This window comes from Flavobacterium sandaracinum (assembly GCF_004349135.1).
In the GTDB taxonomy this organism is placed as follows: domain Bacteria; phylum Bacteroidota; class Bacteroidia; order Flavobacteriales; family Flavobacteriaceae; genus Flavobacterium; species Flavobacterium sandaracinum.
Map to the genome: position 1 here is coordinate 194,186 of NZ_SMFN01000003.1, position 26,276 is coordinate 220,461.

General features: G+C 33.8%; 19 protein-coding genes. 7 read left to right on the forward strand and 12 right to left on the reverse strand.

The window, feature by feature from the left end; genetic code table 11:
* Nucleotides 1–31: 31 nt before the first annotated feature.
* The 5 genes from E0F91_RS04125 to E0F91_RS04140 all read right to left on the reverse strand — a co-directional run bounded on the left by E0F91_RS04125 (nt 32) and on the right by E0F91_RS04140 (nt 3,723).
* Nucleotides 32–253: a hypothetical protein gene (locus tag E0F91_RS04125; protein ID WP_132065088.1), complete on the reverse strand. Its 222-nt coding sequence runs from the start codon at nt 251–253 to the stop codon at nt 32–34.
* A gap of 3 nt (nt 254–256) precedes the next feature.
* The gene (locus tag E0F91_RS04130; protein ID WP_132065089.1) at nt 257–724 is read right to left on the reverse strand and encodes a nucleotidyltransferase; all 468 of its coding nucleotides are present in this window, start codon (nt 722–724) and stop codon (nt 257–259) included.
* Nucleotides 724–891: a hypothetical protein gene (locus E0F91_RS17665; RefSeq protein WP_165930083.1), complete on the reverse strand. Its 168-nt coding sequence runs from the start codon at nt 889–891 to the stop codon at nt 724–726. Before E0F91_RS17665 ends, E0F91_RS04130 begins: the two co-directional genes overlap by 1 nt.
* A 94-nt stretch (nt 892–985) precedes the next feature.
* Nucleotides 986–3,406 (reverse strand): YfhO family protein, encoded by a 2,421-nt coding sequence (locus tag E0F91_RS04135; protein ID WP_132065090.1) that lies wholly within the window; start codon nt 3,404–3,406, stop codon nt 986–988.
* A 47-nt stretch (nt 3,407–3,453) separates the two neighbouring features.
* Complete coding sequence (locus E0F91_RS04140; protein WP_132065091.1) at nt 3,454–3,723, reverse strand: DUF4834 family protein; 270 nt, start codon at nt 3,721–3,723, stop codon at nt 3,454–3,456.
* A 122-nt stretch (nt 3,724–3,845) separates the two neighbouring features.
* Here E0F91_RS04140 and E0F91_RS04145 point away from each other — a divergent pair, with 122 nt between their 5' ends.
* Nucleotides 3,846–4,781 carry a transporter gene (locus E0F91_RS04145; RefSeq protein ID WP_132065092.1) on the forward strand — a complete coding sequence of 312 codons (936 nt, stop codon included), beginning with the start codon at nt 3,846–3,848 and terminating at the stop codon, nt 4,779–4,781.
* Between the two features lie 21 nt (nt 4,782–4,802).
* Nucleotides 4,803–5,924 carry a GTP cyclohydrolase gene (locus E0F91_RS04150; protein WP_132065093.1) on the forward strand — a complete coding sequence of 374 codons (1,122 nt, stop codon included), beginning with the start codon at nt 4,803–4,805 and terminating at the stop codon, nt 5,922–5,924.
* A gap of 639 nt (nt 5,925–6,563) precedes the next feature.
* Here the strand turns inward: E0F91_RS04150 and capB are convergent.
* Nucleotides 6,564–7,826 carry a cysteate-C-fatty acyltransferase gene (capB, locus tag E0F91_RS04155; protein WP_132065094.1) on the reverse strand — a complete coding sequence of 421 codons (1,263 nt, stop codon included), beginning with the start codon at nt 7,824–7,826 and terminating at the stop codon, nt 6,564–6,566.
* Between the two features lie 964 nt (nt 7,827–8,790).
* Between capB and E0F91_RS04160 the strand changes: the two genes are divergently transcribed.
* Nucleotides 8,791–9,588 (forward strand): NYN domain-containing protein, encoded by a 798-nt coding sequence (locus E0F91_RS04160; protein ID WP_132065095.1) that lies wholly within the window; start codon nt 8,791–8,793, stop codon nt 9,586–9,588.
* Here the strand turns inward: E0F91_RS04160 and E0F91_RS04165 are convergent.
* Entirely contained in the window at nt 9,585–11,966 is a 2,382-nt protein-coding gene (locus tag E0F91_RS04165; protein ID WP_132065096.1) for a hybrid sensor histidine kinase/response regulator, read from the reverse strand. The genes E0F91_RS04160 and E0F91_RS04165 overlap by 4 nt on opposite strands.
* Nucleotides 11,967–14,037: 2,071 nt before the next feature.
* Here E0F91_RS04165 and E0F91_RS04170 point away from each other — a divergent pair.
* The 3 genes from E0F91_RS04170 (at nt 14,038) to E0F91_RS04180 (ending at nt 17,618) form a co-directional block, all read left to right on the forward strand.
* Complete coding sequence (locus E0F91_RS04170; protein ID WP_132065097.1) at nt 14,038–14,616, forward strand: non-canonical purine NTP diphosphatase; 579 nt, start codon at nt 14,038–14,040, stop codon at nt 14,614–14,616.
* Between the two features lie 202 nt (nt 14,617–14,818).
* Nucleotides 14,819–16,762: a DEAD/DEAH box helicase gene (locus tag E0F91_RS04175; RefSeq protein ID WP_132065098.1), complete on the forward strand. Its 1,944-nt coding sequence runs from the start codon at nt 14,819–14,821 to the stop codon at nt 16,760–16,762.
* Between the two features lie 88 nt (nt 16,763–16,850).
* The gene (locus E0F91_RS04180) at nt 16,851–17,618 is read left to right on the forward strand and encodes a carboxypeptidase-like regulatory domain-containing protein (RefSeq protein WP_132065099.1); all 768 of its coding nucleotides are present in this window, start codon (nt 16,851–16,853) and stop codon (nt 17,616–17,618) included.
* A gap of 474 nt (nt 17,619–18,092) precedes the next feature.
* Here the strand turns inward: E0F91_RS04180 and guaB are convergent, their stop codons facing one another.
* Entirely contained in the window at nt 18,093–19,565 is a 1,473-nt protein-coding gene (gene guaB / locus E0F91_RS04190; RefSeq protein WP_132065100.1) for an IMP dehydrogenase, read from the reverse strand.
* A 164-nt stretch (nt 19,566–19,729) separates the two neighbouring features.
* Between guaB and E0F91_RS04195 the strand changes: the two genes are divergently transcribed.
* Entirely contained in the window at nt 19,730–22,231 is a 2,502-nt protein-coding gene (locus E0F91_RS04195) for a cation-translocating P-type ATPase (protein WP_132065101.1), read from the forward strand.
* A gap of 3 nt (nt 22,232–22,234) precedes the next feature.
* On the opposite strand, the gene E0F91_RS04200 is transcribed toward E0F91_RS04195, so the two are convergent.
* The 4 genes from E0F91_RS04200 to E0F91_RS04215 all read right to left on the reverse strand — a co-directional run bounded on the left by E0F91_RS04200 (nt 22,235) and on the right by E0F91_RS04215 (nt 26,263).
* On the reverse strand, nt 22,235–23,629 hold the full coding sequence (locus E0F91_RS04200) for a DUF5723 family protein (RefSeq protein WP_132065102.1): 1,395 nt from the start codon (nt 23,627–23,629) through the stop codon (nt 22,235–22,237).
* Nucleotides 23,626–24,174 carry a hypothetical protein gene (locus tag E0F91_RS04205; RefSeq protein WP_132065103.1) on the reverse strand — a complete coding sequence of 183 codons (549 nt, stop codon included), beginning with the start codon at nt 24,172–24,174 and terminating at the stop codon, nt 23,626–23,628. Before E0F91_RS04205 ends, E0F91_RS04200 begins: the two co-directional genes overlap by 4 nt.
* A 108-nt stretch (nt 24,175–24,282) precedes the next feature.
* Nucleotides 24,283–25,146, reverse strand: a complete 864-nt coding sequence (locus E0F91_RS04210) for a hydroxymethylglutaryl-CoA lyase (RefSeq protein ID WP_132065104.1) — start codon at nt 25,144–25,146, stop codon at nt 24,283–24,285.
* Between the two features lie 97 nt (nt 25,147–25,243).
* Nucleotides 25,244–26,263, reverse strand: coding sequence for a quinone-dependent dihydroorotate dehydrogenase (locus E0F91_RS04215; protein WP_132065105.1), 1,020 nt, complete (start codon nt 26,261–26,263; stop codon nt 25,244–25,246).
* Between the last annotated feature and the right edge of the window lie 13 nt (nt 26,264–26,276).

Genomic DNA, 26,276 nt, shown 5'->3' on the forward strand with positions numbered 1-26,276 from the left:
TTGCAAGAATGACTTAATTTTTGAGGAATTTCTATTTCGTAATGGATTTTAAATCTACCATAAATAAAGGGACATTACTATATAAACCTCTTGAAATTAAAAACAAAGCTGGAATAATTGGTATTAAAAAATAAAACCTAAAATTCTCAGGACTAAACAGATAAATACCAAAGATAACTCCAAAAGACAACCCTAAAAAAAAGAGGTTCAATAACATTCGACGAAAGGATTCTAAACCGAATAATTCTTTCATAATTTAATACATATTTTTGTTATTTATTTTCTCCAACTCTTCAATATCTAGTTGATCTTTAAGTCTGTTAGCTGCTTTTTTGGCAATAATCAAACTTTCATAATCAATAAAATAAACAGGAGTTTCATTTATCATTACAACAGTAGCGTCATTTAAAAGCAAATCAAATGATTTATCTTCCAAACCTTTAACGGCGGTCATAATATCCAATCGCAAACCATAACTCAATGTAAAATCTGTCCAACCAGGAATAAATTGCATGGTTTCTATGGTTTCAAAATCTCCTAAATCAACAGACTTTAATGCTTTTCTTAAATTAATTCGATTCTCAAGAGTGTCTTCTAAATAAATGTCAATATCTCCTGTATTACGATTATAACCATAAATATTTACGGCAAAACCACCAATAGTTATATATCTAACTTTGTTTTGAAAAAAACTATTCCAAATGGCAACTATTTGCTCATTCATTATTTTTTAGATTGTATTTTTTTGGCTGTTTTAATCAAATAAGAAACCTCTAAAATCGCCATTAATCTTTCTAATCTTTCTAGATAAGAAAGCGATTTGATTTCGACAATTCTTTTCGCTTCTAACTCCTCTGGAGCTCCACAATTAAGAAATACCTTTTTCATCATTGCTTTTTTTTTATATAACAACAAAGATACTAAATGAATATTGAACTAATAAGATGAATAAATCATGACGACTACTTGTAAAGTTCTTAGATCATTAATCAACAATCTTAAATCTATTCTTCCTTTCAAAATAAATCCCACCAATCAAAAGTATCAACATTACTATGGAGCTAATTAACGTAATTGTACTTCCAGTTTTTACGACTTCTGGTTCAAACTTAAATTCAATCGTGTGTTTTCCTGCAGGAATTTGTAAGCCTCTTAAAACGTAATTCACTCTTATATGATCTAATTTTTTACCATCGATATAAGCATTCCAACCTTTTCCGTAATACATTTCAGAGAAAACGGCTAAACCTTCCTTTGCATTTTCCGATGCATATTTCAAATAATTAGGTTTGTAATTTTCTAAAATTATGGACGCTGCACTGTCTTTGGCGAAGGCCGTATTTTTAAGCTCAAAATCCTTACTATTTACAACCGCCACATTTTTAGAATCCAAACTATCTAACGCTTTCATCTCTTCATCAGCAGAGTTAACCAATATTACTTGACTTACAAACCAAGCATTTCCATTGGCATTTGGATTTGACGTTGGGAATTCTTTTCCTTCTTTATTGGTTTGAATCACATATTTAACATCCAGCATATTGAGGATTTCCATATTGTTATTAGCAATTTGGTAATCGAACAATTGCTGCATTCTTCTTGGTTTTACGGCGCTATAACCACCAATAGATTTATGAAAATAGGAAGCTCTAGCACTAGATAAATTCCCTGAAACCTCAAAAACGCGATAATGGGAAGTGTCTTTTAGAATCTCAACATCTGAAGGAGATTCCTGAAAAGGCACTTCAACTTGACTTCCGCTAACAAAATCTTTACCTGAAACATAGTTCTTGTCAACAAAAAACAAGTCAGAAACCATCAATAATCCTACGATTATAATAGCAGTCCTTTGAGCAAATCTGTCCTTAATAGACAACCACAAAACTCCCGCAGTTAGTAAGATAAAGAAAGCAGAACGCAATAAATCAGCACTGTATAAACTCATTCGGTCTAGCTTAAGTGCATTTACAAACTCAGGACCATAACTTTCTTGAAAATAAGCATCATTTCCGCCTGAAAAACTAAATAAGCTTTTGCTAAAGAACAAGATTACAATAATTCCAAAACCTAAAATAGCTGTTTCATACAAGGCTTTCCATTGTAATTTTTTATCTAGTAGAAAGAACGATTGCAATCCCATAATGGCCAAAACTGGAAAACACAATTCAAGAATAACTTGGATCGAAGATACCGCTCTGAACTTATTGTACATAGGAACATAATCGATGAAAAAGTCTGTCAATAAAGGGAAGTTCTTTCCCCAGGAAAGTAGTAATGCAACGACAGCTCCCGAAAGAAATACATATTTAATTTTGCGCTTATCGATAAATAAAGCCAAGATTCCTAAAAAGAAAACCACCACTCCAATATATGCCGGAGCTGCAACAATAGGCTGGTCGCCCCAATAGGTTGGCATTCCTGAAACAAAGTCAACAGCTTGGTCTTCTGGAACACCCTTACCAATCATAAATTCGAACATATTGCTATTTCTCCCTACAGCTTCATTATTAGAACCACCAAAAAGTCGTGGCGCAATCAAATTGAAACTTTCGGCGATTCCATAACTGTACTCTGTGATATAATCATGTGTCAGCGCACTGCTATTCGTATTCTTTGAACCATCAGGATTAAAACTCAATTCGCTTTTTCCACGAGTACTAAAATCTGCATATTCCGCTGTAGCCAATAAGTTCGTTGCATTTGCACCCAGCGCAAAAATTCCTCCAACCGCTAAAGTCACAAAAGAATACAACAACGATTTATACTCCTTTTCTTTAACTTGTTTATAAATAAAATAAGCAGAAAGTATCAGCAAGAAAATCAGTAGGTAATACGTCATTTGGAAGTGATTCGCATTGATTTCTAATGCTGTTGCAAAAAGTGTAATCAAACCTCCTAAAATATATTTTTTTTGAAAAACCAGAATAAATCCAGCAATAACAAGCGGCATATAAGCAATAGCATGCGCTTTGGCATTATGACCAACCCCGAGAATGATAATTAAATAAGTTGATAGTCCAAAGGCTAATGCACCGAAGAAGGCTTTCAAAGGATCCACTTTTAAAACGAGCATCAATCCATAAAATCCAAGAAAATACAAAAATAAGTAATCTGCAGGACGCGGTAAAAATCGCAATGCATCATCTAAAGCTCCAATATAATCATGTGGGTATTTTGCGCCCAATTGGTAGGTTGGCATTCCACCAAAAGCTGAATTAGTCCAATAAGGTTCTATGTGATCCGTGGCTCTAAAGTCATTTTGCTCTTTGGCCATTCCAGTATATTGCACAATATCCGATTGGAAAATTTGTTTGCCCTGCAAAACAGGATAAAAATAAATAACAGAAACGAGTACAAAACCAAGTATGGCAAGGGCGTGCGGATAGAACTTATTTATTATTTTCAATTTAAAAAAGTTTGGATTAGAATAAAAACCTGCAAATAACGACAAATTTAATCTATTTCTTCATAATCAACGTAATCTCCCACTTTTTTGGTTTCGCGCGGTTTTTTGACATTCTCCGAATTGTATATTATTTCATCTTTACTTTGGGAATTATTCCATGTATTTTGTTGTTGCTGTTGCATCTTTTGCCCTGCTTTTTCTACAACTTTTTTTACGATTAATGGCAGAAATAATTTTGCCAAAAACCTAAAAATATAATAGAAAGCGATCATATAAAATAGTGCTTTTATAAAACCAGTAAAGGAAGCTGTTTGCATAAATGTATAATTTTTTTCAAAATTAATAAATCCAACGCTCAAAATTAAAATATCATTCTTAAATAAATAATAAAATATAGTACATTTGAAAAGCGTTGTCACTTTTTAATTAAAATACTACTATGCAAAAAATAAAAATGGTACTTGCCACAATTCTATTAACAATTCCAAGCATTCATTATGGACAACATACTGATCAAATCAACTCTAATAGACCCGGCGAAACTATGTCTGCTTATTCCGTTGGAAAGTCAGTCATTCAAATAGAAACAGGCCTTTATGCAATCAAACAAAAACATAGTCTACTAAATTATGATGCTAATGGTTTTGGAATTGATGCTACACTACGCTGGGGATTATTCATGGAAAGGCTCGAATTGATAGCAGACATACAATACCAAAACGAGAAATACAATGCGTTATTTAACAACTCGAATATTGCGGACTTCAAACAGACTGTTTTAGGAGCCAAGTTTTTACTTTACGACCCTTTTAAAAACTATGAGAAAAAAGTCAATATTTATAGCTGGAAAGCCAATAGAAAATTCAATTGGCGCCAATTACTTCCTGCAGTTTCTTTATTTGCTGGAGCTAATTTTACAATGGCAGATAACCCTTACGCGTTTTCTCCAGAAGCCAGCATATCGCCAAAAATCATGTTGATCACCCAAAATCACTTTGGCGATGGCAAATGGGTTTTTGTGACTAACATCATTGCAGACTATGTAACGACCGATTTTCCAAGTTATGGCTACGTAGTAACATTAACACGAGGATTTAATGACAAATGGTCTGGATTTGTGGAAAACCAAGGATTTAAAAGTGATTTTTATAGCGATGCCATCGTTCGTGGAGGCGCTGCTTATTTAATAAACAAAGATCTGCAAATTGATGCGTCTATAAGCACAAGCCTGAAGGACACACCCTCTATCGTTTATGGAGGAATTGGTTTTTCTTGGCGCTATGATGCTAATTATAAAGAAGTCCGCGTAAATATTGACTCAGGTGATTCAGGAGAAAAAGCTGAGAAAAGAGCCAAAAAGACAAAAAAAGGATAATATAGAATTTCAAGAAATACCATGATTACAATAAAAGAAGCGATTACGAAAAGTGAATTAACAGCGTACATAAAATTTCCTTTTTCATTATATAAAGACAACAAATATTGGGTTCCACCTATTATTGCTGACGAATTAGAAACCTTTGATAAAACAAAAAATCCTGCTTTTGAAGATGCCGAAGCTTATTTTTTCCTAGCCTACAAAGACAATTTAATTGTAGGGCGAATTGCAGCAATAATAAATTGGAAAGAAGTTAAAAATCAACAAAAAATGAAAGTTCGTTTTGGTTGGTTTGATACCATTGACGATATTGAGGTAACAAAAGCATTACTTGAAAAAGTGTACGAATTGGGACGAAAAAACAAATTAGAATATGTTGAAGGCCCAATGGGGTTTTCAAACTTAGACAAAGTTGGTGTGCTAACTGAAGGTTTTGAAGAAATTGGAACCATGATCACTTGGTATAATCATTCGTATTATGCAGATCATTTTGAAAAACTGGGTTACATCAAAGAGAAAGAATATATTGAAAGTAAATTTCCTTTTGCCAATGTAAAACCGGAATTCTTCAAGAAAGCCAATGATCTAGTGAAGAAAAGATATCAATTAGCGCCATTAAATTTTAAAACCACTAAAGAAATAATGCCGCATGTGGATAAAATGTTTGATTTATTCAATGAATCTTATGCTTCGTTATCCTCTTTTGTAGCCATATCAGATACCCAAAAAGAATATTTCAAGAAAAACTACATCAGCTTTATCAACCCCGAATATGTCAAATTCGTAGAGGACAAAGACCATAATATTGTAGCTTTCAGTATCGTAATGCCTGATTTTGCGGAAGCTTTAAAAAAATCGAAAGGAAAATTATTTCCTTTTGGATTTTTGCATTTGCTAAGGGCTAAAAAGCAAAGTAAAAGTGTGATTTTTTATTTAATTGGTGTTCATCCTGACTATCAAAACAAGGCGGTTACCGCAATCATTTTCAATGAATATTACGAAACCTTCACTGAAAAGGGAATTATAAACTGTTTCAGAACGCCTGAACTAGCTGACAATGCAGCTAGTATCAACTTATGGAAGCATTTTGCTCCAGTGATTCACAAACGAAGATGTACTTTTCGGAAAGAATTATTGTAGAACTAGAGATAAAATCCCATTTGCCGATGGGATTTTTTGATTCTATTTTCTATTTTGGCTTGCTCTAGCCTAAAAAGGTTTCGAGTGAAAATTCACTCTTGACAAAATACTTTTTACATCGAATTTTAATTGTTTGTGTCTTTGAAAATTCCATTTCCCATAGCCTCTTCAATAATGTATCCATTACCCTCTAAATACGTATTCCCGTCTTTCAAGAAAAAAACCTGTCAAACGGATGAAATAACTTCAAACATAAAGGCGTAGTCGGCAAGAAGCGTACGGGCTTTTAATTTTCCAGATACTACCTGATTTCCCTCAATCGTCAGATTCATCAAAATGGTATCTTTTTAGTTACTACTATAAAATTGCTCAGCAACAGGCTCTTCAATATCTATTTTTTCTGGAGTTATTTCAGTTCCTTTTTCTTAAGTCTAAGAAATGGGAACACTCACCAAAGCGAAAACTGAAAAAAAAATTACTTTTCTAATGTTAGTATTTAAAATTCTAATAAAAATAGATTGTTTCCATTAGATTAAAACCAAAAAAAATCTCAGTCGCCGTGACGAATGAGATTTTTTTGAATTATAATTCTTCCTATTAATGCCCCGTATTCCTAGGACGAAAAGAGTATTTGTTGGACTATGCGTCTAAATCAACTGTAGTTCGAGATGCAATTTCTTTGTAAGTACCATTTTCTAATTTTTCACGAATCGCTTCAAAGGCAGTAAGAGTTTCCTCTACATCTGATAACGTATGAGAGGTGGTAGGAATCATTCTCAACAAGATAATTCCTTTTGGAATCACTGGATAGATTACAATAGATAAGAAAATACCATAATTCTCTCTCAAATCGTTTACCATAATCATTGCTTCTGGCACACTTCCCTCAAGATATACAGGAGTCACACACGTATTTGTATCTCCAATATTAAAGTTACGTTCTCTCAATCCGTTTTGCAATGCATTCACATTTTCCCACAATTTATCTTTTAATTCTGGGTGATTGCGCAACAATTCTAAACGCTTCAACGAACCAATTGTTTGAATCATTGGTAATGCCTTAGCAAACATTTGGGAACGCAAATTGTATTTCAAATAGTCAATAATGTCTTTATCAGCAGCAATAAAAGCACCAATGTTAGCCATCGATTTTGCAAAAGTAGAGAAATAAACATCTATTCCATCTTGACAACCTTGCTCCTCACCTGCTCCAGCTCCCGTTTTTCCAAGTGTCCCAAAACCGTGTGCATCATCAACCAATAAACGGAAATTATATTTTTCCTTCATGGCAACAATTTCTTTCAATTTCCCTTGTTGTCCGCGCATTCCAAAAACACCTTCTGTAATAAAAAGAATTCCTCCTCCAGTTACTTCAGCTAATTTTGTAGCACGTTGCAAGTTTTTTTCCATACTAGCAAGGTCATTGTGTCGGTATGTAAAACGTTTACCCATGTGCAAACGAACTCCGTCAATAATACAAGCATGCGCATCAACATCGTATACAATTACATCATTTTTTGTTGCCAAAGCATCAATTGTAGACATAATTCCTTGGTATCCAAAATTCAACAAATAGGCTGATTCTTTCATTACAAAAGCCGCCAATTCATTTTCTAATTGCTCATGGTATTTAGTGTGACCACTCATCATACGGGCTCCCATTGGGTAAGCTGCGCCGTATTGTGCTGCTGCTTCCGTATCTGCTTTACGTACTTCAGGGTGATTAGCAAGCCCTAAATAGTCATTCAAACTCCAATTTAAAATATCTTTTCCACCAAACTGCATTCTTGGACCCAACTCACCTTCTAATTTAGGAAAAACAAAATAACCTTCAGCTTGTGAAGCCCATTTTCCTAATGGTCCTTTATTGTTTTGAATCCTTTCGAATAAATCTTTTACCATAATATATCAAGTAATAATTTTAATTTTAAGAAGTTGCAAAAATAATTATTTAAATTTTATAAAGGACTTGAAAGTAAATTTATTTTTCAGCTGTTTACGAATCTCTAATTCACAATAAACCTTGTTGCACTCTAATCGTCAAATGAACAAAAAAAACACTACAAAAATAAAAAAAATTGCATCTTAGGAAGAATTAAAAATCAATAAGAAATTTCTATCTAATTGAAAATAATCGATTTTCGGTCTTGAGTAGAATTTACAAATTGTTTGTACTAAAAAGTCGACTATAATCCTTTCTTTACCGCGGATCATCAAATTTTAAGTTTTCTCATGCATACAATTGTGGCAACAATTACAGAACATCTTATAAAACTATTTTTTAGACAAAAATTAAATATATTTACGAATCAGCACTGGTGTTTTGAAAATTATAAACTGCAAAGATCTCTTTGACCTCATCGACATCAAATTAATTTCTTTCCTTTAATTAGATTCGCATGCATACACGGTTCAGAGTTTATAACAGAAGTTAATTAGTTGAACGGAGTATTAGTTACAAGTTGCACCTCCCAAAAAGAATCAAACCAAATTCTACTCAAGACTTCTGAAAAGCAAATTTGGAGTTAATAATATCCGATAAAAACTTCTATTAACATTTACAGCTCTGTGATGAACCATTTTCTAGATGATTTAAAAAAAAGATAAAGCTTAATCCAATTTTTTAAAAGTTTCAGAATTTCAAACAAGCTTTACATTTAGCAAGTGATTTTAAAAAACAAAATAGCTCACAAAACCTTTACAGCACTTTTAAAAGTTAGCCTGTATCAGGATTAACAGCTTATTGACTCGCATTCACGGTGAGCTTCTTGTAGTAACGATATAATCGACAATATAGCAACATAAAAAACAAATAAGCTTTAAAAATATTCTATTATCTTTGACTTCTATTTCAATACTTGAACTCATGTCACAAGATACAAAAGAATTAAAATTAGCCGTTCTCATTGATGCTGATAATGTTCCGTACAGCAATGTAAAAGGAATGATGGAAGAAATTGCTAAATTTGGAACACCAACCACTAAGCGCATCTATGCCGATTGGACCAAACCAAATGCAGGTGGCTGGAAAAGTGTATTATTAGAACACGCCATTACACCTATTCAACAATACAGCTATACCGTGGGTAAAAACTCGTCGGATTCAGCGATGATTATTGACGCTATGGACTTGTTATATTCAGATAAAGTAGACGGTTTTTGTATTGTTTCTAGTGATTCTGATTTTACGCGACTAGCCATTCGTTTGAGAGAATCAGGAATGAAAGTTATTGGAATTGGAGAGAAAAAAACACCTAATTCTTTTATAGTTGCTTGTGACCGATTTATTTACATCGAAGTTTTAGACGGCGCTATTCAGAAAAAAGCAAAAAAACGTTCTGCAGACACTATAAAACCCGCTGGAAAACCGGCTGGGAAAACAGTTGAAAAACCGATAGAAAAATCATTGAGTAAAATAGATACTGAAACCATTGAATTGATTGAAACCACCATAGAAGATATTTGCGATGATGATGGATGGGCATTTCTTGGTGATGTCGGAAACCTCATCGTTAAGAGAAAACCCGAATTTGATCCTAGAAATTATGGTTTTATAAAATTAACTCCAATGCTAAAATCATTAACTGATATCTTAGAAATAGACGAACGAGAATCTGAAAAAAAAGGAATCAAACATGTTTATGTTCGATTGCGCTTCAGCTAAACTAATTTTTTTACTGTTTCATATAAGGTTTCTTTCTTTATAGGTTTAGATAAATAATGATTCATCCCAATGTCCTTAACCCGCTGCTTTGTAGTTTCCATCACATCAGCGGTTATAGCAATAATCGGTATATTTACATTCTCTGCTCCTGCTTCCCCGTTTCTAATTGCAATTGTGGCTTCATATCCATCCATGACTGGCATTTGAAGATCCATTAAGACAATATCAAATTGATTTGTTTTGAATGCCTCTAGTGCTTCTTGTCCATTACTAGCATAAATAACGCTGGTGTTCAACCATTTTTTAGTAATCATTTTAATTACCATTTGATTGATGGGGTTGTCTTCCACTACCAAAATAGTTTTCCCTTCTAAATCGCAAACCAAAGGCTCAAAACTAATTACTTCCTTTTTTTCCTGTATCAGTATATCAAAATCCAATTCTATTTTGCACGTAGTTCCTTCGTTGACTTTACTATTCATTTCAATAGTTCCATTTTGCATATTGACCAATGTTTTCACAATATAAAGTCCCAATCCAAGCCCCCCAAATTTTCGCGTATTATTACTGTTATTTTGAGAGAAGGAATCAAAAATTCTATCCATTTTTTCTTTTGGAAATCCTACACCCGAGTCAGAAATAGTCAAAATTAAACGGGCTCTATTGTTCGCTTTTAGTTCACTATCAATAGTAAACTTGATAAAACCTGTGGCTGTAAATTTTATGGCATTATTCAGCACATTATGAACAATTTGCTGTAAACGTGTTGCATCCCCAAATAATAAATCAGGAATGATTTTTGAGGCAGAAAACTCAAACTTAAGTCCTTTCTCTGTCGCAATTCTATTGGCATTGTCTTTTAAATGCTGCAAAACCTGTAAGGGATCAAATGGAATCATTTCTAACTTCAATTCCCCTTTTTCAATTTTGGAAAAATCTAAAATATCATTAACAGAACTCAATAAACTATGAGATGAATATTTTATGACCTGACAGTTTTGTCTAATTTTATCGTCCTGAACTTCGCTGGAAATGGAATCAATTAAGTTTACGATAGCATTTAGTGGCGTTCGTAATTCATGACTGATGTTTGACAAGAAATAGGATTTCAAATCGTTCATTTCTTCAGAACGAACCAAGGCTATCCGATTGAGTTCATTTTTTTCGTTTTTCAAATTTCTAATTAACTTGGACATCGAAAGGGAAAGGAAAATAACCTCTAAACCTGTTCCTATTTTAGAACTGTTTTGAGTAAAAAAGGTATTGGGTAATAAACCAAAATTGTACAAAATAAAGATTCCAAAACCCGTTATTAAAAATAAAATACCAGCAGTAAAAAAAGAATCTACGGGCTTTCTTTTATAATAAAGATAGGCTATGGAATAAACAATTAAGATTAAAAATACGAGTGTAAGCACATTTACTAAAATGTATGAAAACAACAAAATGGACGGAATAAAAATAACGCAGAACAATAAGGAAAACAATAAGGCATAGGCTATATTGAATAGAATATAGATTTTCCGACTATTCTTTTTAATTTTCAAAAATAACTCACTGTATTTACCCGATAAAAAAACAGCAATAATCGCTATAAACAATAGGGCATGATTAGAAAACCAACCTGCATTTGGAGTAACAAATTTAAAGAAAAATCCATCTAAAGCAAATTGTAACAAACCCACAAAAAAAACATACAAACTATAGTATAAAAATATTTTATCGCTTAAAGCAAAAAAGAAGAAGAAATAGATAATTGCAGCAATTACTAAAATTCCGTAAAACATACCAAAGAACAATTGTTCATTTGATATCATTGTCATAAAACTTTCTGCTGAATACAAAATGATTGGGATTTTAATAGCTTCACCATCACTCTTTAAATGTAAATACAACTGCTGAGTAGACCCTGGTGGAATTTCAATTTTGAAAATAGTTTTACGATTTTCAAAACTTCGTTCCGAGTACGGAATAGCATCACCACTTATTTTTTTCGTGATTTCCCCAGTAACACCTTCAACAATATACAATTCGACCAAATCGGTAATGGGTCTGGCAGTTTCTAAATAGTAATTCAGAGTAGAATTAGTTGGGTTTTTTAATACTGTTCTTGACCAGAAATTATTTTGGGTAAAACCTAAATCATCATTTTCTGTTTGAAGTTGTACCGGTTTCAGGGCAATATAATTAGCAATAACAAATTTGATATCTAAATCTCTTTGTCCTACATCAGTAATCGTAGTGTATTTGTGTAAAGAAATTTTTTGAGGAATTGCATCGCTTTTAAAGACATACTGTGAATACGCATTTGAAAAAAACAAGACGAAAAATAAAAATCTTGAAACAGCAAAAAACCGTTTGCCTATTTTTAGACTCATAGTTTGTGAATTATTAATAATTAAAAATAGATACGTTAAAAAGAATCTTATAGTTTTCAAACGATGTCCTTAATAAGAAATATCAATTAAAATGATTCATTTAAATGAAAGCATTAAAAGTACAAAAATTTCACTAGTCTGATATTGAACGGAAATAAACTACTTTAAGAATAAGACAAAAACATTTCGTTTTATTACCATCAAAAGGGAGTAGCACCGCTGTTACTTATTTAAATTTCGTTTTAGGCCTATCCTTTATTTACGCTTGGCAATGCTATTTTTAATTGATTTGACTAAAAGCATCTTACACGAATATGTCTTCTGAAAAGTTTTCCGTTTTTGGATTAAGTAAAATATTTGTTCAAAATAATTATGCCAGTAGTGCAACAATATTTTATAGAGCGCTCCACTGATCTACTATCTTTTTCAAGAAATGACCGTTGCCACCTATATCAAAGATCTAAATATATCGATTTGACGATCCCATTTGGAACCCAACTGAATCTTAGCTACTTTGATTAGGAAAGTATTACGCCTTCTATATTACTGACGATAATCAATAAAAAAATATTTGGGTAACAATTCACGGAGCTGACTGCAAACAAGTATATTCCACTTCATCGCTAAATATTTTTGCATGGCGTTTCAGTTCTTTAAGCAAGGACGCTATTATGGTTCTTCAACGGAGTAATAAAAGAAGCTTTTATCACAAAACAGGCGAAGACAGAGCGACTCATTTTCCTATACAAGTAGGTGATGTTAGTTGAGAATAGGTAAGGGTTATTATAGGATTTCGCTTGGCTAGAGGTGATTTTGGTATAAAAGGATTTGCTCAACAAGCAAATTTACTATTAGTGGAAATGATTGAAATAAAACCATGACAAGGAACAAAACCCATAAATTAAGGTATTTTACCTGCTACAAGAGATACAGAACAAATTGTTAAAATCGAAGGTGTGCACCACAATAAAAAAATCTAAAAATCAGATTTCTATAACTAAGTTGATTTGTTTATAGTCATGAAATTTTAATTTTAAAAAGAAATTGACATTTCCTTACTGCAGTAGTTGATTTGTTTTTCAAAATTGATGCAGCAAGCTCCTAAAATCTCGCATTAAGATTTTAAGATATACCGCGAAAAAAAGGTCTTTGTGAGGAACTCCAAATGTATATGTAGGTTCGTTATTATCAGCTTTAACCTTTCGATACAACTAACTATCAGATAAGCTGCCCTTTACAAACAACCACACTCAAGATCAAAGCAAAATCATATATAAAGAATAAGACTAATTACACCAAACTCAAAAAAACCTTAAATAAACATTTAGCTTGTATACTATAAGTTGATTACTACCCATAAATACCGGTAGGTGTATCATTTGATTTATAAAACCGAAAATTATAGTAAAACTACTTGAAGAATATCGAAAACTGAAATTTAATAGTTAACACATAAAAAAAGGAAGCCTTTTTAAGGGGCTTCCTAATATGGACTTTGGTTTGTTGTTATCTGCTAATATCTTTCGACACTGCTAAACTATTAAATACTCTTCTCCTCCCAGATGGATATATTCAACAATAAACCAAAACCATATTCAAAGATAAGGCTATTTAAAAAACAAACAACTAACTATCAATTGTTTAACTAATATTTAACCTGTTTCTGTTTTAATTTAAAACTTCACTCACTGAATTAAATTTTTTAGAAGCTCAACAAGATTTTATAAACAAAAAGGAGGTCTCGTGAAAGACCTCCAATTGTTAATTTCGATTTACCATTATCAACTCTACCGTTCAGTACAATTGACTATTCGAATAGTATCACCATGACTGGTAAATTACTCAAGTGATCAATCAAAATCACACTCAAATATACAATTAAATATATTTAAATTGCTTTAAATCAATACTTTAACTAATATTTAATACATAACATTGATGAAATTATTCCTTATACTTTGAAAAAATTATTCCTGTGACAGGATCCAGATTTAAAGGCAAATAAACAAAAAACTGTTTTGCACTAAACCTAATTGCTATAAAATGTATATTTGGCTCTAAAACTAAAAAAATGCAACTCGTTTTCGCTTCTAACAACAAGAATAAAATCTACGAATTACAAAGCATGCTTCCAAAATCTATAACCATTGTGAGTTTAGAGAGTATTGGTTGTCTAGAGGATATCCCTGAAACAGCGGAAACTATTGAAGGTAATGCGATTCAAAAAGCCAATTATGTCACTGAAAAATACGGATTTGATTGTTTTGCCGATGACACCGGACTCGAAGTGGACGCTTTGAGTGGCGAACCAGGAGTTTTCTCCGCACGTTATGCAGGCGAACAACGCAATTCAGAAGATAATATGAATAAATTATTGGTAAATCTATCCGATAAAAATAATAGAGCAGCACAATTTAAAACCGTGATTGCACTAAATATAAACGGAGAACAACACCTTTTTACAGGAATTGCAAAAGGTAAGATTACTTTAGAAAAAACTGGAAATGAAGGTTTTGGCTATGATCCAATTTTTCAGCCAGAAGGATTTTCTGAAACATTCGCTCAACTATCATTAAATGTAAAAAATAAGATTAGTCATAGAGGAAAAGCAACACATCAATTGATCTGTTTTTTGACAGAGGCTAAATGACTCGGTAATACAACATTTTTACAACAAAAAAATAAAAATTAAGTCATAATTTCACACTCAATTGCCTAAAGTGAAACGGGAAATTTGCAAATAAAAATATAACTTTCTGATAATCAAATTATAATAAATCATTAATTCTTAAAATAGCATTAGTTTATATGAATTATAAACAGTAATTTTGCACCCTATTTTAAAAATACATATGAATAAATTTGAACAATTAGGATTGAGTGAATCGTTACTGAAGGCGATTTTAGATCTAGGATTTGAGAATCCGACCGAAGTACAGGAGAAAGCGATTCCCCTATTATTGGAAAAAGACACAGATATGGTTGCGTTGGCTCAGACAGGGACAGGGAAAACGGCAGCATTTGGATTTCCAGTTATTCAGAAAATTGATGCCGACAACAGAAACACACAAGCATTAATTTTATCTCCAACACGCGAACTTTGTTTGCAGATTACCAACGAAATTAAAAACTACTCTAAATACGAAAAAGGTATTAATGTGGTAGCAGTTTACGGTGGAGCTAGCATTACAGAACAAGCGAGAGACATAAAGAGAGGCGCACAAATCATTGTGGCAACTCCAGGAAGAATGCAAGACATGATTAATAGAGGTTTAGTAAACATCTCTCAAATCAACTATTGTATTCTTGACGAAGCTGACGAAATGTTGAACATGGGTTTCTACGAAGATATCGTAAACATCCTTTCTACTACGCCAGACGAAAAAAACACATGGTTATTCTCTGCAACAATGCCTGCTGAAGTAGCACGTATTGGAAAACAATTCATGAAAGATCCAATCGAAATTACGGTTGGAGCTAAAAACTCAGGCTCAGCTACCGTTTCTCACGAATTTTATCTTGTAAATGCACGTGACCGTTACGAAGCTTTGAAACGTTTAGCTGATGCTAATCCAGACATCTTCTCAGTAGTTTTTTGTCGTACTAAAAGAGATACGCAAGCTGTTGCTGAAAAATTAGTAGAAGATGGATACAGTGCTGCTGCATTGCACGGAGATTTATCTCAAGCGCAACGTGATGGTGTTATGAAATCTTTTAGAGGTCGCCAAATCCAAATGCTTGTAGCTACTGATGTTGCTGCTCGTGGAATTGATGTTGACAATATTACTCACGTAGTAAATTATCAATTACCTGACGAAATTGAAACCTACAACCACCGTTCTGGACGTACAGGTCGTGCTGGAAAATTAGGAACTTCTATTGTAATTGTTACTAAAAGTGAATTGCGTAAGATTTCTTCTATCGAAAGAATCATTAAACAAAAATTCGAAGAAAAAACTATTCCATCTGGAATCGAAATCTGCGAAATCCAATTGTTACACTTAGCTACTAAAATTAAAGATACAGAAGTTGATCACGAAATTGACAACTATCTTCCTGCAATTAATAGCGTTCTTGAAGGTTTATCGAAAGAGGAATTAATCAAGAAAATGGTATCAGTTGAATTTAATCGTTTTATCAATTACTACAAGAAAACGAGAGATCTTTCTAATCAAGCTTCAGGTTCTGAAAGACGTGAACGTGATGATAGAGATGGTGCTCCAAGAGAAAATAACAATGGCGGTGCAACAAGATATTTCGTGAATATAGGTTCTAGAGATAACTTTGATTGGATGTCATTGAAAGATTACTTGAAAGAAACATTAGACTTAGGTCGTGATGACGTTTTCAAAGTAGATGTTAAAGAAGGTTTCTCTTTCTTTAATACTGATCCAGAACACACAGATAAAGTAATGGAAATATTGAACAACGTACAATTAGAAGGACGTAGAATCAATGTTGAGATTTCTAAAAACGACGGTGGCGGAAGACGTGACCATAACGGAAGAAGCTCTGGTGGAAGTTTTGGCGGCGGAAGAAGTTCAGCTCCAAGAAGAGAAGGTAGTTTTGCACCAAGAAGAGAAGGCTCAGGCGGTGGTGGTTTTAGAAGCGATAGAAATTCAGCTCCAAGAGAAGGTGGTTTTGGCGGAAGAAGTGATTCTAGAAGTGCTGCTCCAAGAAGAGAAGGTGGTTTTTCATCTGACAGACCTAGAACTGAAGGTTCATCTGATAGAGCACCTAGACGCTCTGAAAGCTTTGGTGATGCACCAAGACCAAGAAGACCAAGAAGAGACTAACATTCATTGTTAATTTTCTTGTAATTATATACTGGAACTACAAAATATTTAATCCTGATTTATTACTTTTAAAGTCTTAAATCAGTGTATGAAATATTTTGTAGTTTTTTTGTTTACAATCCTCTCTGCGATTGCTGTTGCACAAGTTAAAGAACCTTCCCAAAAAGTTGATGGTATCATCATCAGTAACACAACTAGACAGTCTTTACCTAATGTGAATATCATAAATATCAATAAAGTAAGAGGTGCAACTACTGACTCAAGAGGATATTTTGAAATCGATGTGCAGCTTAACGACACACTTCACATTACTAGTTTAGGTTTTCAATCGCTCCGCGTGCGCGTTACTAATGACTGGATCAAAAATAAAAGCACAAAGATACAACTTACTGAAAAAGCCATCGCACTTGAAGAAATAGTTATACGTCCCTTTAATTTAACTGGATACCTAGAAGTAGACACGAAAATTATTCCCGTAAAAGAAAACTACAGGTACAGCATTTCAGGACTAACCCAAGGATATGAAGCCGGCGCTTATTCTCCAAATGCCTTTGGAAGAGTACTTGGATCCATCTTTAATCCAGCAGATGTGCTCTATAATTTTTTTGGTAAAAAACCGAAAGAGCTTAAGAAACTAAAAGAGATGAAAAAAGATGACACGGTTCGAAATCTACTAGAATCTAAATTTGACAGAGAAATGATTTCTGTTCTCTTAGGCGTTGAAAAAAATGAAATAGCTGAAATTCTCCAGCGTTGCAACTATTCCGAATCTTTTATACAATCCGCAAATGACTTACAAATCATGGATGCTATAAGTGGTTGTTATGAGGAATATAAGGTTTTAAAGAAGAAATAATTACAATGAAAATCCAGCTAGTTTCATTTCTAATTCTACAATTCCTAGATTTCAGTAGCGATTAAGGAATTAGCAGTAAATACACCTAAAACAAAATTAATAGAGAACAGAACTTCTTATTTAAGAAAATAGACTCCTTAATTTTTAATATGGCTTGTGTCCTACTCTTTCTATGCTAAAAGAGTATAGTGATTAATCATCGAAGGAATGTTTTTAAAATATTTTTTGATTCCAAATCAAAAAAATTATATACATTTACTTACATCATAAAAAACTAATTTTAAAAATCTATATCATGGCAAAAAGTCAAGACGCAAAGAAAACAGCTAAAAAAGAGCCGTTGAAAACGGCTAAAGAAAAGAAAGAAGAAAAGAGAGACAAGAAAAACACTCCAAAAAGAGATTAAGTACTTAAAAAGGCTGCCAAAAGTTTTCAACTCTAGGCAGCCTTTTTTTTATACTTTAAGCTTAAAATTTATCTTGAATAATTTGGAGCTTCTTTTGTAATAGTTACATTATGAGGATGACTCTCATTGATTCCACTAGCTGTAATGCGAACAAAACGACCAGTTTCTTGTAGCGTAGGAATATCTTTTGAACCGCAATATCCCATACCTGCTCTAAGACCACCAATAAACTGTTGCATACTTTCATTCAGTTCTCCTTTGTAAGGTACACGCCCCACAATTCCTTCTGGAACTAATTTCTTTACATCATCTTCAACATCTTGAAAATAACGGTCTTTTGAACCTTCCTGCATCGCTTCAACAGAACCCATTCCGCGGTACGATTTGAATTTTCTTCCTTCAAAAATAATAGTTTCACCAGGAGATTCCATGGTACCGGCCAATAAGGAACCCAACATCACACAGTCAGCACCTGCAGCAATAGCCTTAGGAATATCACCTGTATACCGAATTCCACCATCAGCAATAACTGGAACTCCAGTTCCTTTGATAGCCGCAGCCACTTCAAGAACAGCAGAAAATTGAGGAAAACCAACACCCGCAACAATACGCGTGGTACAAATTGAACCAGGTCCAATTCCTACTTTTACACCATCAGCTCCATTTTCAACTAAGAACTTAGCTGCTTCCGGTGTAGCAATGTTACCTACAATAACATCAATTTGAGGAAATTTCCTTTTTACTTCTTTAAGAACATTAACCACACCTTGTGTGTGTCCATGAGCGGTATCAATAATAATGGCATCAACTCCAGCATTTACTAATGCTTCAGCTCTTTGCACCGCATCACCAGTAACACCAATCGCTGCAGCAACACGCAAACGACCATAAACATCTTTGTTAGCAATTGGTTTTTGGGTTAATTTAGTGATATCTCTAAAGGTAATCAAGCCTACTAATTTGTAGTCTTTGTTAACAACTGGTAATTTTTCGATTTTGTGTCCCTGTAAAACTACTTCTGCTTGTTCTAGTGAAGTACCTTCAGCAACAGTAACTAAATTTTCGCTGGTCATTACCTCAATAATAGGTCTGGCGCTATTTTTTTCAAAACGCAAATCTCTGTTAGTGACGATTCCTTTTAAAATTTGATTATCGTCTACAATTGGAATTCCTCCAATTCCATATTCTTTCATCGCATTTTTAGCATCAGCCACAGTAGAAGTTAAAGGCAAAGTAACCGGATCGATAATCATCCCAGACTCTGCACGCTTCACTTTTCGTACTTTGGCAGCTTGCTGCTCGATTGTCATATTTTTATGTAAAACGCCAATTCCGCCCTCTTGTGCCATAGCAATTGCCATTGCACTTTCAGTAACAGTATCCATTGCAGCGGATACAATTGGAACATTTAGTGTTATATTTCTTGAAAATTTAGATTGAATACTCACTTCGCGAGGAAGCACATTTGAGTAGTTGGGTACTAATAGGACATCATCGTAAGTTAATCCTTCACCGATAATCTTAGAGTTGTGTGCGATCATTGCAATTGTAGTTGGAGTTTAATTGCGTGCAAATATAGACAATTTTAAGCAAAAAAACAGCTTATTTATACAATAAATAATTAAATTGCATTTCGAAGTCAATTCTTTGTTCCTCATTTAAGCTATGGTTTCCAATCTATTAAATCCGATAAATTTATTTTGTTATGACAGAAACCCAACAACCGCTGAAAGGACTTTCAAATGAAGAAGTAGTACTTTCGAGAACAAAGTTTGGATCAAACGCTATAGTTCAACAGAAAAAAAATCTTTTTCTGAATTCGATATTTGAAATGGTCAAAGAACCCATGTTCCTGCTTTTACTCACTGCAACCAGTATTTATTTCATTACAGGTGATTTTGGAAATGGAATTTTCATGAGCGCAGCAATACTATTAGTTTCTACTATTTCACTTTATCAGGAATCAAAAAGCAGAACAGCAATTGAAGCTTTAAAAAAATTATCCCAACCCAAAAGCAAAGTCATTCGCAACAATGAAATAATAGAAATCCCAAGCGAGGAAATCGTCATAGGTGATCTACTCCAAGCGGAAGAAGGTACTTTTATTTCCGCGGACGGCATCATCCTTCAATCCAATGATTTCTCTGTTAATGAATCCATTCTTACTGGAGAATCGCTGGCCGTTTTTAAAAAGGAAAGGACAAAAAATAACACTGTATTTCTTGGAACAATTGTTACTAGTGGTTTGGCAATTTGCGAAGTAACCGCGATAGGGAACAAAACTCAATTGGGAATAATAGGCAAAAGTCTAGAATCTATTGTGGAAGAAAAAACACCTTTGCAAATTCAAATCGGAAACTTTGTCAAAAAGATGTCTCTTGTTGGTTTGGTGATTTTTGGCTTTGTCTGGTTTATAAATTATTATAATTCTAAACAGGTTCTGGACAGCCTACTGAAAGCCCTTACTTTGGCAATGAGTATTATTCCAGAGGAGATTCCAGTTGCTTTCACCACCTTTATGGCCCTTGGTTCTTGGCGCTTGATGAAAATGGGGATTATCGTTAAACAAACAAAAACCGTAGAAACTTTAGGAAGTGCAAACGTAATTTGTACAGATAAAACAGGAACGATTACAGAAAACAAGATGAGTCTGGCGCAATGCTATACGCTGTCGAATGATAGTATAAACGAACCTTGTTCGGATAATAATACTGAATTATTAACTATAGCGATGTGGGCCAGCGAACCCATTCCTTTTGACCCAATGGAAATCGCGTTGCATGATGCCTATTCAAAATTAAAAATAGCAGATGAACGGCCTAATTTTAAACTCGTACATGAATATCCATTAGAGGGGAAACCACCCATGATGACTCATGTTTTCGAAAATCAAAATGGGAACAGAATTATCGCTGCCAAAGGTGCTACGGAAGCATTGATAGCAACCTCTAATTTATCCGATAATGAAAAACAAAAAATTATAGCCGCAATGAGCAAAATGGCTTTAGAAGGTTACCGGGTTTTAGGTGTTGGACTTGCAGCATTTTCAGGCTCTGACTATCCTGAAAAGCAGCAAGATTTTTCTTTTAAATTTAAAGGATTAGTTGCCTTTTACGATCCTCCAAAAGCAAATATCAAAGCAGTACTGGAAACACTATACAACGCTGGAATCCAAGTAAAAATAGTTACAGGCGACAATGCGGAAACAACAGCAACAATCGCAAAACAAATTGGTTTTAAAAATGCCGATAAAACAATAAATGGAGATGAATTAATGGCGATGGACGACGCAACACTTAGAGAAAAGGTTATGGAAACTGCCATTTTTACAAGAATGTTTCCCGAAGCAAAACTCAAAATTATAAAAGCACTAAAAGACAACAATCTAATTGTAGCCATGACTGGTGATGGCGTAAACGATGGACCCGCGTTAAAATCAGCCCACATAGGAATTGCGATGGGAAAAAAGGGAACAGAAATTGCTAAACAAGCTGCCAATCTGATCCTGATTGAGGATGATTTCTCCAAAATGATTGATGCGGTTGCCATGGGTAGGAAAATATACAATAATCTAAAAAAAGCCATCCAATATATCATTTCAATACACATCCCTATCATCTTGATTGTCTTTATCCCTTTGGCATTAGGATGGATTTATCCTAATATTTTCTCCCCAGTTCACGTTATTTTTCTAGAAATAATAATGGGGCCAACTTGCTCAATAATATATGAGAATGAACCTATGGAACGCAACTTAATGCTATTACAACCCAGACCTTTTACGAGTACATTTTTTAAACTTAAAGAAATAACAATCAGTATCATTCAGGGACTAGTCATTACAATAGGACTGTTATTCATGTACCAGTATTGCATAGCTACAAATTGTTCTGAAAGTACTACAAGGACCCTAGTATTCCTAACGTTAATTTCGTCCAATATTTTTCTAACACTCACCAATCGTTCCTTTTATTACTCCATTTTTACAACATTACAATATAAAAACAATTTAGTTTTATTGATTATAAGTGCCACCATTTTGGTCACGGCTTCCTTGCTGTTTATCCCATTATTTGCTTCTTTTTTCCAGTTTGAAAGGGTTTCTGGAATCCAAATGGGATTGAGTATTTTAGTAGGGATTGTGTCCGTACTTTGGATAGAAATTTACAAAGGATTTAAACGACGGAAAGCCTCCGATTTAGAATAACGTTTATTTTTTTCTATTCTTAAAGATGATATTTAGTCCCAGTTGAAAAGAAAGACTGTTCGCCTTGGTAACATCTCTGTATTCCAAAAGATTGTCAGCAAGAACATAGAAATTTACGGGTCCAAAATTGCTAGATAATCCCAAACCTATGTTCTTGTAGGAATACGAATCTAAAGTATATGTTGCCTTCATTTGCAATGACTTGAAAATCTTTCTTCGGTAAAAAGTAGTAAAGGCAACCAATGGTGTTCTTGGGGTAGACATCACAAATAACTGAGCTCCAACCGCACTTTTATATATCGTTTCGGGATTATAATCCAAACAATTACAGTCCTCTGGTCTCTCTTCATCAAATGAAAACTGAACGGAAGAATTGAATTTGGCCGGGCGCCAAGTGGTATAATCTGCATATAAAGTGTCCAAAGGAATAGCGTCTTTAAAATCTTGAAAACCGTTCTCAACAGATTCACCAGAACCGAATTTCGGAATTACACCCTTGTATTCATACGTTCCTTTATAAGTTAAACTTTCCACTTCTTTGCTGTGCTTAATAAAACCAACATCTATGATACTTGCTGTAAGCTGTACATTTTTCTTTGGATAATAGGTAAAACCAGCATCAAATCCCAAACCTAAATTACCACCCAGAAAAGCCCTTTTGATGATGTCTTTCACTATATTAGGTTCATAATTATCGTCGTCATATTTTGCAATGCCAGATGTATTGAGTTGCAATTGAGAATAAATCATCTGTTCGTAGACTCCGGTTGAGGATGGATTAGTGTAAATATAACCAGAGTTATTTGTAGAATTAACATTATAAATACTTGAATAAATCTTTCCCCGTACACCTAAAATAAAGTTTTTATTAATGTTCTTATGGAATCCTACATGAAAAACGGATAGCATTTCAGCTTTTACATTTAAATCTCCTAAATCAAAAACTTTACCCAAATAGTCTCTGTTCCCGTCTAAAGCTAAAATGGCTAAATCTTTAGGAACATAACTCAATGCATCAAATTCCTGATACATACCAAACGAAATAAAGGAATCACTTTCTTCCCCAGCAATTTTAAAACCACCGTTAAAAACTTCTATTTGCTCGTTTATCGCCAACCTGTCTTTTCTTGTAGTAGAAAACACAACATTTCGCAATTTTACATTAAAATCGATACCATTATCCGCAAATAAATCATAAGCTGAAAACCCACTGGAACCTACATTTGCAGAAATTCCAGACAAGAGAGGAATCCCAAAATAAAAATTATATTTAAAATCAGCACCAGGATTAGTCAGTAATGACTGCGGAACCGAAGTGAAATTATATAATATTTGTTTGTTTTGTGAAAAGCAATTTATCGTTAGCATTAGAACTAAAACCCACACTATTTTTTTCATTCTATTACTAAATAAGCGGTTACACCTGAACGCAATTTTAAACTACCGGTACTACTTTCGCTTAATGCTGCACCCGGTAGCATGGTCATTGTGAACGCAATTCGTGTAGTTCTTTTTAATAGATCAAGTTGGGTATTTTCAAACACTTCTGTTTTGGTTACTTTATTTTCTACACCTGAATACGGCGGAATAAACAAATTAATAGCGTGAACCGATTGATTGTTTCTATCTAAAAATACTAAATCTACTGAATACCCTCTATTTATTGTGTTTTCCATTTCAAAGAAAAGTTCCACTTTTTTTAATCGCTGTCTAAAGAAAGAGCCGTTGAATATATCAACCGTTGGCGCATCAAAAATTACATTTTGCTCTACTCCATTGGTGACAAATTGATTTGCAAGTACATTAAAATAAGCTAAATTAGTCACCACTACCGGTTCTATTTTTACATCATTCACCTGATTAAAATCTAAATCACTTGCGCAGGAAAATGAAAGAAACAACAGTAGCATTCCTAAAACTTTATTGAAAGTCCGAAATTTCATAATAAGGTAATTTAATGGTGAAATTTAGAGAACAGTATTACTAACGAACCAATCCTAAATTTATTATTTCTGAAGTAATTGATGTTTGTAAATAACAGGATGTTATTTTTAATGATATTCTCCAAACAATTTAGAAGCTTCATTGTAAGCACTTTCAAAACTCATTGGACTCAAATTAGTAAACTCCTTTTGTGCAGTAAAATAGGATAACAATTTCTCCGTAGGCATATTACCTGTGAGATTATCAGTCGCCATTGGACAGCCACCAAAACCCTGGATAGCGCCATCAAAACGACGGCATCCCGCTTTATAAGCTGCATCAATTTTCTCAAACCATTTATCTGGAGTGGTATGTAAATGAGCTCCAAATTCTATTTCAGGATACTTGGGAATTAAATTGGAAAACAAATACGAAATTACCTCAGGAGTTGAACTTCCCACTGTATCCGAGAGCGACAGAATCTTAACACCCATCGTTGCTAATTTCCGGGTCCACTCCCCAACAATTTCCATGCTCCATGGATCTCCATACGGATTACCAAACCCCATAGATAGATAAGCCACTACCTCTTTATTGCTTTTATCTGCAATTTCAAGGATCTCCTGAAGCGTGATTAAGGATTCGGCTATAGTTTTGTGCGTATTCCGCATTTGGAAATTTTCAGAAATCGAAAATGGAAAACCTAGATATTGTATTTCGGGATGAACAGAGGCTAGAGTCGCGCCTTGTGTATTAGCAATAATTGCTAGTAATTTGCTTTGGGTTTGAGACAGATCAAGTTGTGCCAAAACTTCGGCTGTATCTTGCATTTGCGGAATCGCTTTAGGCGAAACAAAACTCCCAAAATCAATACTGTCAAAACCTACACGCAACAAAGACTGAATATAAGCCACTTTTTTTTTCGTAGGAATAAATGGTTTTATACCTTGCATGGCATCACGTGGACATTCTATAATTTTTATTGCTTCCATAGACAGCCAAAGATAGAAAAACAATTAGGAATTTAAAATTATGGTTTCAAATTTCAGAAAAATTGATGTTGTGCTGTATTTTAGTACGATTTAAAAACTACAATCTTTTTAAAATTTCTTTATTTATGGCTTTTACCAAAGCAGGTCCTTCGTAAATAAAACCAGTGTACAATTGTACCAAACTTGCTCCAGCATCTAATTTCTCTAGGGCATCAGCCGCAGAATGAATTCCTCCTACTCCAATGATTGGAAAAGATCGATTGCTTTTTTGGGATAAAAACCGAATCACTTCAGTAGAACGTTTTGCTAACGGCTTCCCTGACAATCCGCCCATTTCAACTTTATTTTCGGACTGTAAACCTTCTCTGGAAATAGTAGTATTGGTAGCGATAACGCCTGCTATTTTAGTTTCGTTTACGATATCAATAATATCTAGTAACTGCTCATCCGTTAAATCAGGTGCGATTTTCAGTAAAATTGGCTTTTGTTTTGGCTTTGCCAAATTCTTATTTTGCAGTGTTTGCAGCAACTGTGTCAGCGGTTCTTTATCCTGCAAAGCACGAAGATTAGGTGTATTAGGCGAACTCACATTAACCACAAAATAATCAACATAATCATATAACGCCTCAAAACAGATTTCATAATCTGACGTGGCTTCCTCATTTGGCGTCAGTTTGTTTTTTCCAATATTACCCCCTATTAAAACGTTTGTGTTTTTCTTTAAAAGTGCCACCGCTTCATGAACACCTCCATTATTAAAGCCCATTCTATTGATTATTGCATTGTCCTCCCTTAGGCGGAACAAGCGTTTCTTAGGATTTCCATCCTGCCCTTTTGGCGTGAGTGTTCCTATTTCGATAAAACCAAAACCAAAATTCGATAGTTCTTTATACAATTTTGCATCTTTATCAAAACCTGCCGCTAATCCTACTGGATTTTTAAATTTTAATCCAAAAACTTCCGTCTCTAGTCGAGAATCCTTTACTTCATAAAGGGATTTAAAAAGTGCCGGAAAACCTGGTATTTTTGATACAAAGCGAATCAATGAAAAAGTAAAATAGTGTACTTTTTCAGGATCAAAGCTAAAAAGTATGGGGCGAATCAGTAATTTATACATGAGTAGTTAGTTG